This window comes from Mesobacillus jeotgali, assembly GCF_002874535.1.
Taxonomy (GTDB): Bacteria; Bacillota; Bacilli; order Bacillales; family Cytobacillaceae; genus Mesobacillus; species Mesobacillus jeotgali.
Window position 1 is genome coordinate 1,327,180 of record NZ_CP025025.1, and the last position, 16,588, is coordinate 1,343,767.

A 16,588-nucleotide genomic window follows, 5' to 3' on the forward strand; every position below is an offset into this window, starting at 1 on the left:
AGTGATCAACGATTCATTTTTTGACTTTGACCATCTTTGATCAATTTAATCTCATTATAATTTGACCTTATTTGACTTTCAAGAATTTTGATTGTGGTAATTTTTAGTAAACATTTTCGTTTAAATCCCCCGTTCCAAAAAAAGCTCGTCATGGTTTGTCTATCCTTACATATATTGAGAAGGAGGGAGGGGAACGATTTGAAGACGAATTGGGGTGCTGCCTTTCAAATCGCTGCTGTTTATGTTGGTACTGTTGTGGGAGCCGGTTTTGCGACGGGAAGAGAAATCGTTGAATTCTTTTCCCGCTTTGGAATAGTTGGGTTGATTGGGGTTTTCATGGCGGGATACATTCTTACATATCTGGGTGCAAAATTAATGCGCATCGCAGCAGCTATCGGGGCCCAATCTTATGAAGAAATGAATGTACATTTGTTTGGGAAATTTTTTGGGAGAATCATCAATATAATGATGCTTTTTATGCTGCTTGGGGTTTGTGCTGTTATGCTTTCTGGTGCAGGGGCCGTTTTTGAGGAGCAGCTTGGATTGACCAAATCGCTTGGCATCTTTGTCACGATTGCATTGTCACTTGCCGTTATGGTTGTCGGTTTGAAGGGCGTTTTTGCTGTTAATACCTTTGTTGTGCCTATGATGATCTTGTTCAGTCTGATTTTATTTTTCCTGTCAGTCAAGTTGCCTGGATTCATTGAGCAGGTCGTTTTTATTCCATATGCAGAGGATGGCTGGAAGGCGGTCATCGGTCCGTTTTCCTATACAGCCCTGAACCTGTCGCTTGCCCAGGCAGTGCTGGTTCCTGTTGCAGCAGAGATGAAAGATGATAATACTGTAAAATGGGGAGGAATCCTCGGCGGGATTGCGCTGACTTTAATCCTGCTTTCAAGCCATTTGACTTTAATCATGCTCCCGGGATTCGAAACTTTTGAAATACCGATGGCAGTCGTTATGAAGCAGCTAGCTGCAGGACTTTACTGGATTTTTGTCCTGATTGTATATGGTGAAATATTCACATCTGTAATCGGCAATATTTTTGGGCTTGAAAGGCAGATTCAAAAATATGTCAAGCTGCCAAGCATGCTCGTTGTCTCGTTTCTCTTCTTGATTTGTTATTTCATCAGTTTGATTGATTATGGAACGCTTCTTTCAATACTGTATCCGGTTTTTGGCTATATTAGTTTGATTTTTATCGTGTTGTTATGGATGAAACCAATTAATGTGAATAAATAAAAAAAGAAGGGGAAGCCCCTTCTTTTTTATTTATCTTCTTTCATGATCGTCTTGGCCATTTCTATGAAGGCGCTGCGGTGGTCAGCATCTTCTTTAGTGAATAGTGTCAGCTTTAATGGTTGTTCCTCATTTTTTATTAAATAAGTAGTGACTATGTCTGACCCACTTTTAGTTTCCATTGCCCAGGCATTGTTGAAGAATGGGTCTTCAGGTGTTTGTGTCTCTTTAACTTCAGGACCAACAGCCGCTAGCTGTGCTTTTGAATTTTCTTCAACTAAAGCCCACTCTGCGTCAGCTGGAAGCAATTCTATCCTCATGAAAACACTGTCTTCTTCAGTCCACATCAGTACATCCTTGTTAGGTTCCTCTGCTGACAATTCATATTCAGGCAAAACATACATGGAGTAGTTTTGATTATCATTGTGCTTTAAAAAAGCAGTCTGTTCCTTTTGTTCGCCATTCACTGTATAAGCAATGTTTTGCTCCATAATGCGGATTAAGCCCTCTTCATTCTCTTTCTCCGGGTCTGTTGTCTTTTGGTCTTCTTCATTTTTTTCTGGCGCAGCAGCCGGCTGGGCTGCAGGTGCCTTGTCTGTTGACTCCGATTCTTCGGGAGAGCCACAGCCTGCAATGAATAATGCTGATAATCCGATAATTGCAAATGAGTTTACTAATTTGTTCATGTCTAATTGCCCCCTGTTATTTCGTATGGTGATTTCTACATATTAAGACGGAATATAATTACGAAAGTTACAATACTTGTCGCTTTTACAAAAATATTATGGACAAGCAGATTGGACAATAATAAAAATGACCCATAAGCCAACGATTGGCATAGGTCATTTTAAAGGTGCAAAGATTAGTTTAAAGGAATGAAAACAAATAATAATAAATCAAAGACGATGTGAGAGACAATAACGAGTGGCAGACTCCGTTTCCAAGCATATAAAATACTCCACGCCAGTCCCGCGATCATTGCAGCAAGTACAAGAATGAACTCCCCGGAATAGAGATGGACGGAAGCATATAATATTACTGAAAGGCCAATCGACATTTTCATACTAAAGTATTTGCTAAGTCGTTTTTGGATTAATCCTCGCCAAAAGATTTCTTCTCCGGGAGCAAGGATTAACACCAGGACGAGATAATGCCAGATTAATTCAGGTGAAAACCTGCCATACAGACGCGAGATTTGATTGGCGAAAGGCAGATTGAGCATCTCGAACAAGAAGCTTCCGAGCCAAAAGAGGCCGAATAGACCGAGCCCTGAAGCGACTCCCAGCGTTAGATAAGTTAGTGTGGATGTATTGTCCTCAATTTCTTCGTGTATGATGGAATAACTGATCAGAACCAGCATCGAAGCTGTGAATATATACCAGAATACGTCTTTATCCTCGAAGGTAAAAAATAAGAGAAGATGAGCGATCAAAATACCAAGAATTAATCTGCGATCCGCCATCCAATTTTTCATATTACATAAAACCCCTTTCCAGAAACAAAATTTATTGTACCAAATAATTCATTAAATTTGTAAGGAAATGATTTCTTTGAGATGGGGCATGGTAATAATGAACGAAAATATGAATGGAGGGAAGATCATGTCAGAATCAAAGCGCGAGAAGGAGCGTAATTGGACTGTACGAAAGCAGGATCAACACCCGCATGGAAAGGTAAAATCCTTTAAGGAACTTGCTGGGAAAGAAAATAAGTAATAACAAGAAAAAAGCAGCTGAGGCTGCTTTTTTCCTGTTGAATTTCATATATTAATAGGCAGTTTCTTTTACAATTTTATAGTTTTTATGATTGATGACGGTGCGTTGGTCGAGCTCTAGATCCCGGAAATTGTTCATATATGTTAAATCAACAATAACCGAGTTTTCATTGACCTTTTCCACAACACCTTGCAATCCTTCTTTGAATTCGATTACATTTCCAACATCGGCTTTCTTCAAATAACCTCGCTCCTTCGTTATATTTCGAATTACTAACATTTTGCCTTAATTTTCTCCTAGCGTAAAGGAAAATCAGTATTAAATTTCAAATGTTCACGAAACTTTCATTTTATAAAAGTTAGAAAATTCAATTTATATGACCTATTATATAGAATAATTCGATTTCCATCCAGTGGAAATTTAAAATGAACTCACAAATTTATTCCCATTTTACAAATTTAAAAACAAATGGGTTTTGCAAATCAAGCAATAGGAGATAAAATAGTTTTTAGCTTAAGAAACTGGGGTGGTTTATTTGGATAAGGAACAGGCTGTCCGGATGCTGGAAAGTTTGAAAAATAAAGAAGTGGAAGAAATCTTTGTCTCAAAACAGGATTTTATGAAATTTCGTGAATTTCTGGTAAAAAGGGATGACTTTAAACACTTCAGGGGCATCGCTCAAAGAGGCGGAGATGTCATTTTTAGATATGTGGATGAGGCAAGGAGCTAATTAGAGAAAAAACTGTGGTTAAGGTAAATTTTACTATACCTATTAGTGGAATAGTAGTAAAATATTAACACATACTGGTGAGGTGATTCTTGATGGAAACTGTGTGCCCTGAGAAATTAATGGAAGAAATCGAACACAAACGTAAAGAGATGATTTTAGCCGCAGAGGAAACAGGGTTTCAAAGCGTTCAGACCATATCAGCAAGCCAGGAACTTGATAAGCTTTTAAATATCATTCAGGAAGAACTACATATATTTTCAAAATGAGTTTTGCAGGAGCACTAAAATAGTGTTCCTTTTTATTTGGATAAAATTGGTTGAAAATTCACTTTTTTATATTCAGGTGTTAAACTTTTCTTATGTCTTTTATAGAAAGAAAACAAGAGTTCACTCTCAAGGGGAGGAAAAAGGAATGGAATTGGTAAAAAAACTAGAGCAGTTAAAAATAGAAATTAGTAAAAATGTGGTCGGAAGAGAGCATGAGGTAGAGATGATGGTGATCGCCCTTTTGAATAATGGCCATATTCTGATGGAAAGTGTGCCAGGAACGGGAAAAACATTACTTGCTAAAACATTTGCAAGAGGTATAAGCGGAGATTTTTCAAGGATCCAATTTACACCGGACGTATTGCCTAGTGATATTACCGGTATCCAGTTTTTCAACCCGAAGCTTCAGGAATTCGAATTAAAGCCAGGTCCGATTGTCACTAATATCCTTCTGGCAGATGAAATCAACCGAGCAACACCACGAACACAATCTAGCTTGCTGGAGGCGATGGAGGAAAACCAGGTAACGATCGATGGTCATACGATTTCCTTGAAATCCCCTTTCCTCGTTATCGCAACTCAGAATCCTGTGGAATCACAGCAGGGGACATTCCAGCTTCCGGTTGCACAGATGGACCGATTTTTTATTAAGCTTTCTCTTGGGTATCCAGAAGTAAACGAAGAGAGGGAGATGATTAAGAAGCATCGGTTTGGGACTGCAACGACAGATGTTAACTCCGTGATTAGTGAGGAGGATATTAATTCTATAAAGGAGGAACTCAGGAATGTAAAGTTAACAGAGGTGGTCGAAGAATATCTATTGCAAATCACCCGCAAAACAAGGAATCATCCTTCTATAGAATTAGGAATCAGCCCAAGGGGAACGCTTGCTTTAGTAAAGGCTGCTCAGGGTAGAGCTCTTATTCATGGACGCAGCTATGTAGTTCCAAATGATGTGAAAGAAATGGCGCCCTACGTGTTGGGGCACAGAATTTATCTATCTGCAGAGGCTTCGCTGACGATGACTGCAGAAAAAGTAGTCGAGGATTTGCTGGATTCTATTCCGCTTCCGGTTGAAGTTGAGGTATAAGCCAATGCAATGGAAAAAAATCGTCATTGAGGACCGTTTTCTATCCATATTGGCGTTTCTCGGAATCCTCTTACTGATTGCAAGCTTTTACATAAATTCCTGGCTAATGTTTGGAGCCGGCCTGATGATTATCCTCATTGCAGCTGGTAATTCTTATTATCTGAAACATATTGGCGAAGGCTTGTTTTTTGATAACAGCCGTAAGCGAAATCGTTTTTTTATCGGAGACAAAGGAGAGTGGACCCTTCAATTCCTTAATCAAGGCCTGCCGATAATGAAAGGTTATCTCTCCATCTATTTTGACAGTGCTGTTGTCCCTGTTTCAGGCGAGTATCATATCCATTCGTCCAGAGTTGATATAAGCCTGCCATTTTCGATGGGACAAAGAGAAAAAATAAACATCAATATTCCTTTTACAGCTGAAAAGCGAGGATTATCAAAAATTAGAAAAATGGAGTTGCATATCCCGCATTTCTTTGGGTTCGGGGATACGATTCTCGAGTTCTCTGACGTTATCAACATAGAGGCACTAGTCTATCCCAAGGCTATTTCGGTACGCAATATCGATAAACATAAGTCAGTTAAGCCTGGACACAACCCATCCAATTTCTCACTGTTTGAAGATAATATGGGACCAATAGGAACAAGAGATTATCTGCCGACAGACAGCTTCAATAGAATCAACTGGAAAGCAAGTGCAAGGAAAATGACATTGCAGACGAAAGAGTATGAGCGGATCAATGAGGCAGGTGCCGTTCTATTCATCAATGTTAGTGACGGCTATTCAGTAACTAGCAAGCTTGAATTTTTGATGAGCAGTACAGCAGAAATGGCTTACTTTTTTCATAAGCGGAATATTCCCTTCTCTCTCTGCATGAATATCAGGTCTGCAGGATTCACACCATTTACTTATCTGCCATTAGGGTCAGGCAAGGATCATCTGCAAAAGCTGCTTGATTTACTGGCAATTGCAGAATTCCATTCACCAACTATTCCACATGAGCAGATGCTATTTTTTTATAAAAGACATTTGCCGATTGCACCAACCATGATCCATGCAGGGATTCGTTCAACCAGATCAGATGGATATATCCAGGAATGGTTAAGAGAGGGAGTTCAATTATTAGAGCTGCAAATGCATAACGAAAATGCCTTCCTGGAACCAATGAAAATGAAGTTGAAGGATGTGGCTGGAAAGTGAAAATCAGGGTTTTAAATGTCTTTTTTCGTTTTTATATAGAATGGACCTTTGCAAGCCTTATACTTGTGATATTTCATTTGCTATCTTCCCAACAAATGCCTTTGCTGGCAACCATGGGAACAGCTGCCACAGCCTCTCTAATTTTTACGGTTTTATTGGAGCTGAAGCCACATCTTGCAAAGCCTTTGTATTTTCTGGTGATCATGCCTTTTCTTTTCATGGCAGGCAGCTTGAGCAATCTGGAGAACTTTTATATAGGGATTATGGCAATATTGATTTTTTGGAGGGTACTTAAGTTCCATCAGGATTCTACAAGTCATTCGGAAAGTGTGTGGCTTGTCGTCACATTTCTGATCGGCGTATTCGTTTCGCCGCTTGCCTATTTTTATGGTGGGTCCTATTTAGTCCAAATCATATCCCTTTTAATCTTTCAGCTGCTGTTTATATTATCGGGGCAATTCTTGCTCAAGTGGATGGATGTTGAATTAGGCTCGAAAAAGAGATTTGTTGTCACCTACTCGAAGCTGCTAGGGGTTATATTGCTTCTTGTTTCGGTATTATCGTTTGGAAGAGACATTCTGAAAGAAATTTTCTTTAATGTCTTGCAGGTAATAGGCTGGACACTCTCACTACTGTTATATCCTTTTTTTGCGTGGATTGCTTCTCCTGCCATGGAAGCCCGGGCCAATAAAGTATTCTCCGGACAAATGCCCAGCATTGAAAATGACACATCTATCGAGCAGGCCAGGCAGGTTTTTAATCCTGATTTTTGGGGTCCAATCCTGTTCGTAGTAATAATTGGATTTGCTTTTTACTTTATATATAAAAAATCCAATTTATTTAGGCGGCAGTCCGAGGAAGAAGCGATACAAGCAGGGTTTGTAACCACAACTCCCATTGATGGTTCAGCAAACAGCAGCCTGCTGACAAGAATGCGGACAGCAGCACCAGACAACATTATAAGGAAGGAAATCTTTCAGCTTGAAAAATATGCCCATAAAAAGGAGCTCGGAAGGCTTCATCATGAAGATGTCAAGGAATGGTTCGACAGACTTGGCATCCAATATGACCTGCGGGCCATCCAGGCATACGAATGGGTCAGGTATGGAGAGCATCGGGATGAAGAGATGGACGGCTGGTTCAAGGATGAAATCAGAACAATAAAAAAACAATTCAATGCACTGGAAAAATTACGTAAAGAAGATAATAAAACAGGGTTGAAAGATAATATAAATAAATTCTTTCGACGATAAAATACCCTTTTGTCACAATTTCGTTAAAATGAAAACGTTTTACTGAAAAAAATGCTCTAAACCTTTAAAAATCAAGGTTTTTTCATTGTCTAAGGCTATGCAAAATGCTATTCTTTTGTGTGGGATGCCAATCCGGATTTCTGCGGAAATGATTGGAAACAATATATGGTGTGAAAGAACAATACAAATGGGTAAAATACAAATATCATTTTAGCGGCCTAAAGTTTTGACCTTTCGCTGAATTGAACCATTTAGTTTGGAAGGCATCATGTATGGTCATCTTAATCATCTATTTAAAAGGAGAATGATATAGTATGGTACAAAAACAATTCAAGGTTGTTGCTGAAACAGGAATTCACGCTCGTCCTGCTACGATGCTTGTACAGGCTGCAAGCAAGTTCGATTCAGAAATCCACTTAGAATATAAAGAAAAAAAGGTTAACCTTAAGTCAATCATGGGTGTTATGTCATTAGGAATCGGCCAGGGAGCAGATATCACAATCTTCGCTGAAGGAAGCGACGAGCAAGATGCACTTAACACACTAGAAGAAGCTCTTAAAAAAGAAGGTTTAGCTGAATAATGGGCTTTCTCCAGGGAATTGCCGCTTCAAACGGCATTGCAATCGCGAAAGCTTACAAGCTTGTTGAACCGGATTTTTCTTTTGAAAAGAGAACAATAGAAGCTCCTGCTGAAGAAATTGAGCGTTTCCAGTCAGCGCTTCAGACATCAAAAGCTGAGCTTGAAAAAATCCGCGATCATGCTGGAACGGCTTTAGGTGCTGATAAAGCAGCGATTTTTGATGCTCACCTTCTAGTATTGAGCGATCCAGAATTAATTTCACCCATCGAAGATAAAATCAAAACTGAAAATGTCAATGCTGAGCAGGCATTGAAAGATACAGCTGATATGTTCATTGGCATGTTCGAATCCATGGACAATGAATATATGAAAGAGCGTGCGGCAGATATCCGTGACGTAACGAAGCGTGTATTGGCTCATCTGTTGGGGATCCAGATTCCTAATCCTAGCATGATTGCGGAAGAAGTAGTCATCGTGGCAGAGGATTTGACTCCTTCAGATACTGCTCAATTGAATCGCCAATTTGTAAAAGGCTTTACAACGAACATTGGCGGACGTACATCCCATTCTGCGATCATGGCTCGTTCAATGGAGATTCCTGCAGTCGTAGGGACGAAGGCAGCTACAGAAGAAATCAATAACGGGGATATCGTCGTTGTTGATGGATTGAAGGGCGAAGTTCATTTCAATCCAACTCCTGAAGTGCTAGAAGCCTATAAAAAGATTCAGGAAGATTTCGAAAAGCAAAAAGCTGAGTGGGCTAAACTTGTCAATGAAAAGTCTGTAACAGCTGATGGCCATCATGTTGAACTTGCAGCTAATATCGGTACACCTAAGGATTTGAAGGGTGTAGTTGAAAATGGCGGCGAGGGCGTTGGGCTATACCGTACAGAATTCCTTTACATGGACAGGGACCAGCTTCCTACTGAAGAGGAACAATATACAGCTTATAAGGCAGTGCTTGAAGGCATGGAAGGCAAGCCAGTCGTTGTCCGAACTTTGGACATCGGCGGAGATAAAGAACTTCCGTATTTGAACCTGCCTAAAGAAATGAACCCGTTCCTTGGCTTCAGGGCAATCCGCCTTTGCCTTGAGGAAGTGGATATTTTCCGCACACAGTTACGTGCTCTTTTACGTGCCAGTGTGCATGGTAACCTGAAGGTTATGTTCCCAATGATCGCTACTCTGAACGAGTTCAGGGAAGCAAAAGCAATGCTTGAAGAAGAAAAGGCGAAATTGATTCAGGAAGGCGTAAAGGTTGCTGAAAAACATATTGAGCTTGGCATCATGGTTGAGATTCCTTCCACAGCTGTCCTTGCAGACCAATTCGCTAAGGAAGTCGATTTCTTCAGCATCGGAACAAATGACTTGATTCAATACACAATGGCAGCGGACAGGATGAACCAGCAAGTATCATACTTGTACCAGCCATACAACCCATCAATCCTCCGTCTTGTAAAAATGGTCATTGATGCAGCTCATAAAGAAGGCAAGTGGGCTGGAATGTGCGGAGAAATGGCTGGAGACGAAACGGCAATTCCAATCCTGCTTGGTCTTGGCCTTGACGAGTTCTCCATGAGTGCTTCTTCCATTCTGAAAGCACGCTCATTGATCAGGAACCTAAACAAAGCGGATATGGAAAAACTGGCTTCCAGTGTACTGAATATGAGTACAACAGAAGAAGTTGTAGAAGCAGTAAACCAGGTTGTTTCTTTGTAATATAATTGTAATATAAAAAATGTTTTAACCTATATACTGCGGGTATATATGAGTAAGCACTTTGGTTAGACTGAAAGTAAGCTAATCATTCTCATTTTCCCCCAGATTTGGCCGGCTGATAATCAGCCGGCATTTTTTTTGCTTAAAAGCCTTTAAGTATCAGAAGAAAGATAAAGTTCGGATAGGTTTGGATGGAAACAGTAAAAAGCTGTCCGAAGAAGGAGCAACTTCAGACAGGTTCAGAGGAAAAAGAAGAAAGCTGTCAGAAGAAGGAGCAAGTTCGGACAGGTTCAGAGGGAAAAGAAAAAAAGCTGTCGGAAGTAGGAGCAAGTTCGGACAGGGTCAGCGGAAAAAGAAGAAAAGCTGTCCGAAGAAGGAGCAACTTCAGACAGGTTTGCAGGACAAAGCGGAAAAGCTGTCAGAAGAAGGAGGAGCTTCGGACAGGGGTGTGGGTAAAAAAGAAAAGTTGTCAAAAGACAAGATTCAAAGTCTTGATAATGGTCCACTTAAGGCTGCAGAATATAAAAAGCTGCCTCGCCGACAGCTTCTAAACTTTAAACGGATTCTTCCATTCCATCAGCATTCCATAATTCATGGATTCTTCGTCCTCAAGATAATTTGCTACGGGTTTGACTGGTGTCCGGCCGCAGCGCAGTAAAAATGAAACGACAGGGTCCTTCAATTCACCTTGAAGCACCTTTTCTGCATATTCCTCAATGGACAGTTCGGAGGAATGCAAATGGTATCCTGGCATCCGGCCACCGCCCAAAAGCCGTTTGAGCCCCAATTGCACAACAGTCTCATACATAGCTTGCATCATCCATTTTCCAAGACCGAGTTTGCGATAAGCAGGGCTTATGCAAATGTCGACAATGTAGAGAGTATTGCCCACTGGGTCGTGATTCCGTATATAGCCATTATCAGTTATTTCTGCCCAGGAATGGTCTTCGTCACCATCGCCTAAATGAACAATCAAGCCAGTTATGGAACCGGCGATTCTGCCACCGATTTCTACGCAGAGTGCACCATCCGGAAATAAGCTAGTATGATTGGTCAGTTGTTCGGTATTCCACAGGAGTTCTTCTGGAAACGGAGGCGGAAAGGCTTCCTTTTGTACCTGAATCAACTGGTCAAAATCATTTTTTTGGTAGTTTCTGATGGTGGCCTTTACTGGTTTGTTGCTGTCGTAAACATAAAGCTCTTTATAAAACATACCCGCACCTCGTAAATATAGTATAAGCACAGTATAAAAAGATTGGGAACGCAAGGTCAAATCGTTAAACATAAAAAGAGGGTTCTTCAATGAAGATTCCACTTGCAGCCTATAAATTGTTTAGGCACAATCAAAAGATAGGTTTGGAAATACTGCTTGCAGGGTAAACTAAAATTGCGCATAAAATGGTAGATCGTTCTGGAGGCCGAGGAGTAAATTCTCGGCCTTTTGTTATGTCTAATGTTAAAATATAACTAAAACTGAAAAGGGAAGAAGGAGTACATATGCTTTCTAAAGAAGATACGGTAATTGGCTTTATTGGTACAGGAGTTATGGGAAAAAGCATGGCAGGTCATCTACTCGATGCGGGTTATCAGCTCACCGTATATACCAGATCAAAGGAAAAGGCTGCTGATCTGCTGGAAAAAGGAGCGGTATGGTCAGAGACTCCGCGTGATGTAGCACAGAAGGCAGATGTTGTTTTTACGATCGTTGGCTATCCATCAGACGTGAAAGAAGTTTATTTAGGGGAGAACGGTCTTATCGCCCATGCCAAGCCAGGCAGTTATTTAATTGATATGACAACCTCTACTCCTTCCCTTGCAAAAGAGATTTATGAAAAGGCAAAAGAGAAGGGAATTCATGCAATTGATGCGCCAGTTTCCGGCGGGGACATCGGTGCCCGTGAAGCAAGGCTTGCTGTAATGGTGGGTGGCGATGATGAGGCTTTTCTTCAGGTAGAACCACTGCTTAACATCCTTGGCACTAATATTGTTCATCAGGGAGAGGCAGGTGCCGGGCAGCACACAAAAATGTGCAACCAAATTGCCATTGCCTCCAATATGATCGGAGTGTGCGAAGCGATTATCTATGCTGAAAAAGCTGGCCTTGATCCTGAAACCGTATTGAAGAGCATATCGACTGGTGCTGCAGGCAGCTGGTCGCTTACTAACCTTGCACCAAGAATGATTGATGACAATTTTGAGCCGGGATTTTACATCAAGCACTTTATCAAGGACATGAAAATCGCCCTGGATGAAGCGAATCGTATGGACATGCAAGTGCCAGGACTTTCTTTGGCATTGTCGCTATATGAGCAAATCGCGGAAAACGGCGAAGAAAACAGCGGTACACAGGCACTATATAAGCACTGGAAACATTCATAATATTTTCTAGTCATAGACCCCTCCCCAGGTAAAGATACTAAAACCTAAAGGAGGGAATTTTTATGGCTAAAAGGACAAAAAAGAACGACCCGCAGCAAAAGAACAAAAAGGGTTTTGACTCTGCTGTAATTGATTCTGAGTTCTCACATGAAATTGGCAGTGCAGCAACCAATAAGATCCATAAGGATAAGGCGAAAAAAGAGAAAGCTCCTAAGAATAACGGAAAATACAAGGGGTAATAAAAAGCCGTTCCTGCTGATTTAGGAACGGCTTTCCACTTTACTTTCGCAAGTAACTTTCCAAACGATCGAGCCCTTCTTTTAGCGTATCCATTGAGTACGCGTAAGAAAGTCTGAAATATCCTTCTCCTAATTCAGAGAATGCACTCCCTGGAACCACTGCCAGCTTCGCTTTATTGACCAATTCCATGCAAAAATCAAATGATGAAATATTTGATGCAGGAATTTTGACAAAAAAGTAAAACGCGCCATCAGGCTTGATTACATCAAGTCCCATGGACTGTAGTCTGTTGAATACATAATCCCGCCTTGAAGCATACTCCTGCTTCATTGGCAATGCGTCATCAACCCCAGCTGTCAAAGCCTCTAAAGCAGCCATTTGTGAAATCGAAGTCGCACATGTCACATTGTATTGATGCACTTTCAGAATATGTTTTGCAAGATACTCAGGTGCAAAAAGCATCCCTATTCGCCAGCCCGTCATCGAGTGGGATTTGGATAGTCCATTGATAACAATGGTTTTTCCTTTCATGAACTGGGCAATTGAAACATGCTGCTGCTCATAAACAAGCTCACTGTAGATTTCATCTGCCAGGACAAAGATTTCCCTGTCTTTTAGTAGCTGTACGATTTCTTTCAGTTCCTCTTCATTCAAGCTTACCCCTGTCGGATTTGATGGATATGGGAGGACAATACACCTTGTTTTCTCCGTAATCAGGCTTTCAATCAACTCCGCAGTCATCCTGAATTGTGTATTCCTGATATCCGCATAGACCGGAATAGCACCGCAAAGCTTGATAATTGGTTCATACCCTGGGTAAACAGGCCCCGGGATGATGACCTCACACCCTTCTTCAAGAATGGTCCTGAAAGTTATATCAATAGCCTCACTTGCTCCTGCAGTAATAATTGCTTCATGTTCTGCTGAATAATCGACACTATATTTTTTTCGGTAAAAGTCCGCCGCAGCCTTCCTTAGCTGGATTAAACCTGCGTTATGGGTATATGTTGTGATGTTATCATCTATCGCTTTCTTGCCAGCTTCTTTGACATGTACCGGTGTCGGAAAGTCAGGCTGGCCTATGGTCAAGGAAACCATGTCTTTCACATCTGCAACCATATTAAAGAATTTCCTGATTCCAGAGATTTCTATATTTTTCACCCTATTATTAATTAAATGTTCCACGTCGTTCATCCCTCCGATTGAATATCACTATTTTACCATGATGAATGAGAAACGTATAAAATTCGTCCTCTCAGTCAAGAAGGTTATTTAGATTTAGCGGCGAATATTATTTTAAGGAATAGCTAAAAGGAGAGATTCAATTGAATTTGGAAGAGATAAAACAACATTATAAAGAATTTGATGGATGGGTCCATTCGCTCAAAGGCCTGTCAGATGCTGAATGGAATAAGCCTTTAGGGGATGGGAAATGGTCGGTTGCAGCAGTTGTGTCGCACCTGCTTTTCTGGGATCAATACTCATTAAAGGAAAGGTTCCCTTACTTCAAAGAAGGAGCTGAATTACCTTCCTACCCTGATTTTCAAAGTGTCAACGAACGTGCGCGTGAATACGCAGAAAATACAGCAACAAAGGAAGAAATTCTCGATGGGCTCCTTGCTGTGCGTGAGGAATTCCATAAAATGCTTGAAGAAATGGACAATGACAAGTTAGCTGTGTCATTTAAAATTTCTGAACACCACATGACGGTTGGGGCATATCTGATCGATTTTATCCAGCACGACCTTCATCATCAAAAGCAAGTTGATGCAGCATTAGGCAGGACATTGATGAAATAAATTACATGGCAAACCGAGCTTTCGGTTTGCTTTTTTATTTAGTTTCGGAACTTGGTTTATAAATTCTCCAATTTTTCGTGACAATAGAACATTTTTCGTTTCAAGCCCCTTTATTCTCAAGTCTTTGACTAAACAGTTTAAATAATCGTGCCGATAAGAGGTATATAGTACTAATTTTATATAGAGAAGGAAGAACATTATGAATGATAGCAGTATTTTATTAGAATCAGGCACGAATGAACTGGAAATTGTCGAGTTCGGCATTGGCCAGAATAAATTTGCGATAAATGTCATGAAAGTTAAAGAAATCCTTAATCCTGTACCTGTAGTAGCAATTCCGAATGCCCATCCATTTGTTGAAGGAATCATGGAACTTAGGGGAGAAGTGCTGCCAGTCATCAATGTCGCTGCTGCGCTGGGCCTAAAGGAGTCAACAAATCCAGAGCAGGACAAGTTGATCGTCGCCGAATTCAATCAGATGAAGACGGTCTTCCACGTCCATGCAGTTTCGCAAATTCACCGCATCTCCTGGGCTCAAATTGAGAAGCCGTCAGAAATGTATCAGGGGCAGGAAAGCCAAATAATCGGAGTAATCAAGTTAGGCGGGGAAATGGTGCTTTTCCTGGACTTTGAAAAAATTCTTCTTGAGATCAATCCTGAATCTGGAATCAAGGTCAGTGATGTCAAGAAACTCGGCCCGAGGGAGCGATCTTTGAAGAAAATCGTGATTGCGGAAGACTCTGCGATGTTAAGAAAAATGCTTCATGATACTTTGAGTGAAGCTGGATTCCAATACCTTGAATTCTTTGAGAATGGACAGGATGTCATTACATACCTTGAACACCTGGCAGAGAATGCTGACGTTTTTTCAGAGGCAGTACAGCTTGTGATCACAGACATTGAAATGCCGCAAATGGATGGACATCACCTGACAAAAAGGATAAAAGAACATCCGGTTCTGGAAAAACTTCCAGTTATCATTTTCTCATCGTTAATCACGAATGAACTGCGCCATAAGGGTAGTGTCGTGGGAGCAGATGCCCAGATCAGCAAGCCAGAGATAGGTGAATTGGTCCTGAAGATAGATGAATTGATTTTATAATCAAAAAAAGAAAGCTGTTTATCAGCTTTCTTTTCGCAAACTTTTTTACGGGTAGCGTTCCCCAAGCTTCTTGAATACGGGTTTCGTATATTTCCTCGTCTTGCCTGCTCCAGCCGTTTCAGTGGATTCTTTCAACCCTGTGTAGACTGACAATAACCTTTTCGCGGTAGTCAAGGAAATGGTAGCCCTTGGGTTCCTCACTGACTGATCGAGTTTGCCTAAGTGGGGAAGCTGCTCGAAATCCTGTTTAGTCGGCGGGATGTGGAATGTGTAATCACCGCAAACCACTAGTACGTCTGATTGCTGCTGGCTGTTTCTAGGGTTGTTTGAAAAATGGAGTCCTGTTTTTTTAGCTTTGCCTTCACGCAGCATTTTTTTAATCGCATCATGTTTTAACTGATACAAAAATTTCGGATTGGGTGCAGTCTTGGCATGACGGTTCACAGTGAAGATTGCTTGTGAGAGGTTCTCGATCGTTGGACGGAGTGAGGGGATCTTGTTCCTTTCATTATTCAATGGGATAGGCTCCTTTCATTTTGTTGAATAGTCTTTATTAAGCTATTTTCATTATACCCTTAATTTGGCTGATTGAGAAATAGAAGCCTTTTAATAGGAATTATAGAGTGATTCTGACTCTAGTTCCATTGGGAACTTGCCGTGCCAGCTCAAGAACATCTTTGTTATGCATCCGTATACATCCCTTCGAAACGGCCTTGCCGATCGAAGCAGGATTATTTGTTCCATGAATGCCATAGCCAAGTTTTGATAACGACAACCACATGGAGCCGTATGGACCGCCAGGATTAGGTTCTCTGTTCACAATCACATATTCGCCAACCGGGGTTTGCGTTAGCATTTTCCCGATGCCAACGGGATAGGATTTTATCAACGTGCCTGATCGAAAAAGTGTAAGCCTTTTGTTGCCCAGAGAAACGGAAATCGAATAAGGAATAGAAGCTGGGTCTGGAAGTCCCGGAATTGCAATTCGCTGGCCAGGATAGATTAGTGCAGGATTCGTGATACCAGGATTGGCCGCAAGGATTTGTTGAAGCGGCCTGCGATAATTAGCGGCAATTACTGCTAGCGTTTCTCCTCTTTTAACAATGTGATACATGGAATCTCCTCCTCTAATGCAGTCTATGCTGGATGAATGGAGAGGGCACCTTTCGAGAATTGCTTGTCGTTTTTTAGCGAAAGATTGTAAATTTTTAAAAAAACAGTATCGTTTTTCCTTATTTTAAAGGGTAAAATAGGTATATAAAACTAGTTCGTAAT

21 protein-coding genes are annotated in these 16,588 nt (G+C 40.9%); 14 read left to right on the forward strand and 7 right to left on the reverse strand.

Going from position 1 to position 16,588, the window contains the following annotated elements; genetic code table 11:
* Positions 1-198: 198 nt before the first annotated feature.
* Positions 199-1,242 carry a YkvI family membrane protein gene (locus CD004_RS06450; RefSeq protein WP_102262007.1) on the forward strand — a complete coding sequence of 348 codons (1,044 nt, stop codon included), beginning with the start codon at positions 199-201 and terminating at the stop codon, positions 1,240-1,242.
* Positions 1,243-1,268: 26 nt separating this feature from the next.
* On the opposite strand, the gene CD004_RS06455 is transcribed toward CD004_RS06450, so the two are convergent.
* Together CD004_RS06455 and CD004_RS06460 are read right to left on the reverse strand one after the other, a co-directional pair.
* Positions 1,269-1,925 (reverse strand): hypothetical protein, encoded by a 657-nt coding sequence (locus tag CD004_RS06455; RefSeq protein ID WP_102262008.1) that lies wholly within the window; start codon positions 1,923-1,925, stop codon positions 1,269-1,271.
* A 176-nt stretch (positions 1,926-2,101) separates the two neighbouring features.
* Positions 2,102-2,713 (reverse strand): CPBP family intramembrane glutamic endopeptidase, encoded by a 612-nt coding sequence (locus CD004_RS06460; protein WP_102262009.1) that lies wholly within the window; start codon positions 2,711-2,713, stop codon positions 2,102-2,104.
* 127 nt (positions 2,714-2,840) lie between these two features.
* Between CD004_RS06460 and CD004_RS24270 the strand changes: the two genes are divergently transcribed.
* Positions 2,841-2,954, forward strand: coding sequence for a DUF6254 family protein (locus tag CD004_RS24270; protein ID WP_226675606.1), 114 nt, complete (start codon positions 2,841-2,843; stop codon positions 2,952-2,954).
* A gap of 51 nt (positions 2,955-3,005) precedes the next feature.
* Here CD004_RS24270 and CD004_RS06465 read toward each other — a convergent pair whose 3' ends face one another.
* On the reverse strand, positions 3,006-3,194 hold the full coding sequence (locus CD004_RS06465) for a YkvS family protein (RefSeq protein ID WP_102262010.1): 189 nt from the start codon (positions 3,192-3,194) through the stop codon (positions 3,006-3,008).
* Positions 3,195-3,489: 295 nt separating this feature from the next.
* On the opposite strand from CD004_RS06465, the gene CD004_RS06470 reads away from it, so the two are divergent.
* The 8 genes from CD004_RS06470 to ptsP all read left to right on the forward strand — a co-directional run bounded on the left by CD004_RS06470 (position 3,490) and on the right by ptsP (position 9,793).
* The gene (locus CD004_RS06470; RefSeq protein WP_102262011.1) at positions 3,490-3,684 is read left to right on the forward strand and encodes a hypothetical protein; all 195 of its coding nucleotides are present in this window, start codon (positions 3,490-3,492) and stop codon (positions 3,682-3,684) included.
* Between the two features lie 92 nt (positions 3,685-3,776).
* Complete coding sequence (locus CD004_RS06475) at positions 3,777-3,950, forward strand: aspartyl-phosphate phosphatase Spo0E family protein (protein WP_102262012.1); 174 nt, start codon at positions 3,777-3,779, stop codon at positions 3,948-3,950.
* Positions 3,951-4,095: 145 nt separating this feature from the next.
* Entirely contained in the window at positions 4,096-5,040 is a 945-nt protein-coding gene (locus tag CD004_RS06480; protein WP_102265016.1) for an AAA family ATPase, read from the forward strand.
* Positions 5,041-5,044: 4 nt separating this feature from the next.
* Entirely contained in the window at positions 5,045-6,241 is a 1,197-nt protein-coding gene (locus tag CD004_RS06485; protein ID WP_102262013.1) for a DUF58 domain-containing protein, read from the forward strand.
* The gene (locus CD004_RS23705) at positions 6,225-6,536 is read left to right on the forward strand and encodes a hypothetical protein (protein ID WP_158651499.1); all 312 of its coding nucleotides are present in this window, start codon (positions 6,225-6,227) and stop codon (positions 6,534-6,536) included. Before CD004_RS06485 ends, CD004_RS23705 begins: the two co-directional genes overlap by 17 nt.
* Positions 6,514-7,494 (forward strand): hypothetical protein, encoded by a 981-nt coding sequence (locus tag CD004_RS06490; RefSeq protein WP_158651500.1) that lies wholly within the window; start codon positions 6,514-6,516, stop codon positions 7,492-7,494. Before CD004_RS23705 ends, CD004_RS06490 begins: the two co-directional genes overlap by 23 nt.
* Before the next feature lie 314 nt (positions 7,495-7,808).
* Positions 7,809-8,075, forward strand: a complete 267-nt coding sequence (locus tag CD004_RS06495; RefSeq protein WP_041965588.1) for a phosphocarrier protein HPr — start codon at positions 7,809-7,811, stop codon at positions 8,073-8,075.
* The gene (gene ptsP / locus CD004_RS06500; protein ID WP_102262015.1) at positions 8,075-9,793 is read left to right on the forward strand and encodes a phosphoenolpyruvate--protein phosphotransferase; all 1,719 of its coding nucleotides are present in this window, start codon (positions 8,075-8,077) and stop codon (positions 9,791-9,793) included. The genes CD004_RS06495 and ptsP overlap by 1 nt, the downstream gene beginning before the upstream one ends.
* 547 nt (positions 9,794-10,340) lie before the next feature.
* Here the strand turns inward: ptsP and CD004_RS06510 are convergent.
* The gene (locus tag CD004_RS06510) at positions 10,341-11,006 is read right to left on the reverse strand and encodes a GNAT family N-acetyltransferase (protein ID WP_102262017.1); all 666 of its coding nucleotides are present in this window, start codon (positions 11,004-11,006) and stop codon (positions 10,341-10,343) included.
* Between the two features lie 284 nt (positions 11,007-11,290).
* Between CD004_RS06510 and CD004_RS06515 the strand changes: the two genes are divergently transcribed.
* Both CD004_RS06515 and CD004_RS24020 read left to right on the forward strand, forming a co-directional pair.
* Positions 11,291-12,172 (forward strand): NAD(P)-dependent oxidoreductase, encoded by an 882-nt coding sequence (locus CD004_RS06515; protein WP_102262018.1) that lies wholly within the window; start codon positions 11,291-11,293, stop codon positions 12,170-12,172.
* Between the two features lie 62 nt (positions 12,173-12,234).
* Positions 12,235-12,411, forward strand: coding sequence for a hypothetical protein (locus CD004_RS24020; protein ID WP_167831916.1), 177 nt, complete (start codon positions 12,235-12,237; stop codon positions 12,409-12,411).
* A gap of 40 nt (positions 12,412-12,451) precedes the next feature.
* Here the strand turns inward: CD004_RS24020 and CD004_RS06520 are convergent, their stop codons facing one another.
* Positions 12,452-13,597 carry an aminotransferase A gene (locus CD004_RS06520; RefSeq protein WP_102262019.1) on the reverse strand — a complete coding sequence of 382 codons (1,146 nt, stop codon included), beginning with the start codon at positions 13,595-13,597 and terminating at the stop codon, positions 12,452-12,454.
* A gap of 140 nt (positions 13,598-13,737) precedes the next feature.
* Here CD004_RS06520 and CD004_RS06525 point away from each other — a divergent pair, with 140 nt between their 5' ends.
* Positions 13,738-14,211: a DinB family protein gene (locus tag CD004_RS06525; RefSeq protein WP_102262020.1), complete on the forward strand. Its 474-nt coding sequence runs from the start codon at positions 13,738-13,740 to the stop codon at positions 14,209-14,211.
* Positions 14,212-14,410: 199 nt separating this feature from the next.
* On the forward strand, positions 14,411-15,313 hold the full coding sequence (locus CD004_RS06530; RefSeq protein WP_102262021.1) for a chemotaxis protein: 903 nt from the start codon (positions 14,411-14,413) through the stop codon (positions 15,311-15,313).
* A gap of 45 nt (positions 15,314-15,358) precedes the next feature.
* Here CD004_RS06530 and CD004_RS06535 read toward each other — a convergent pair whose 3' ends face one another.
* Both CD004_RS06535 and CD004_RS06540 read right to left on the reverse strand, forming a co-directional pair.
* The gene (locus CD004_RS06535; protein WP_102262022.1) at positions 15,359-15,829 is read right to left on the reverse strand and encodes a YkyB family protein; all 471 of its coding nucleotides are present in this window, start codon (positions 15,827-15,829) and stop codon (positions 15,359-15,361) included.
* Between the two features lie 100 nt (positions 15,830-15,929).
* On the reverse strand, positions 15,930-16,427 hold the full coding sequence (locus CD004_RS06540) for a L,D-transpeptidase family protein (protein ID WP_102262023.1): 498 nt from the start codon (positions 16,425-16,427) through the stop codon (positions 15,930-15,932).
* Positions 16,428-16,588: the final 161 nt, after the last annotated feature.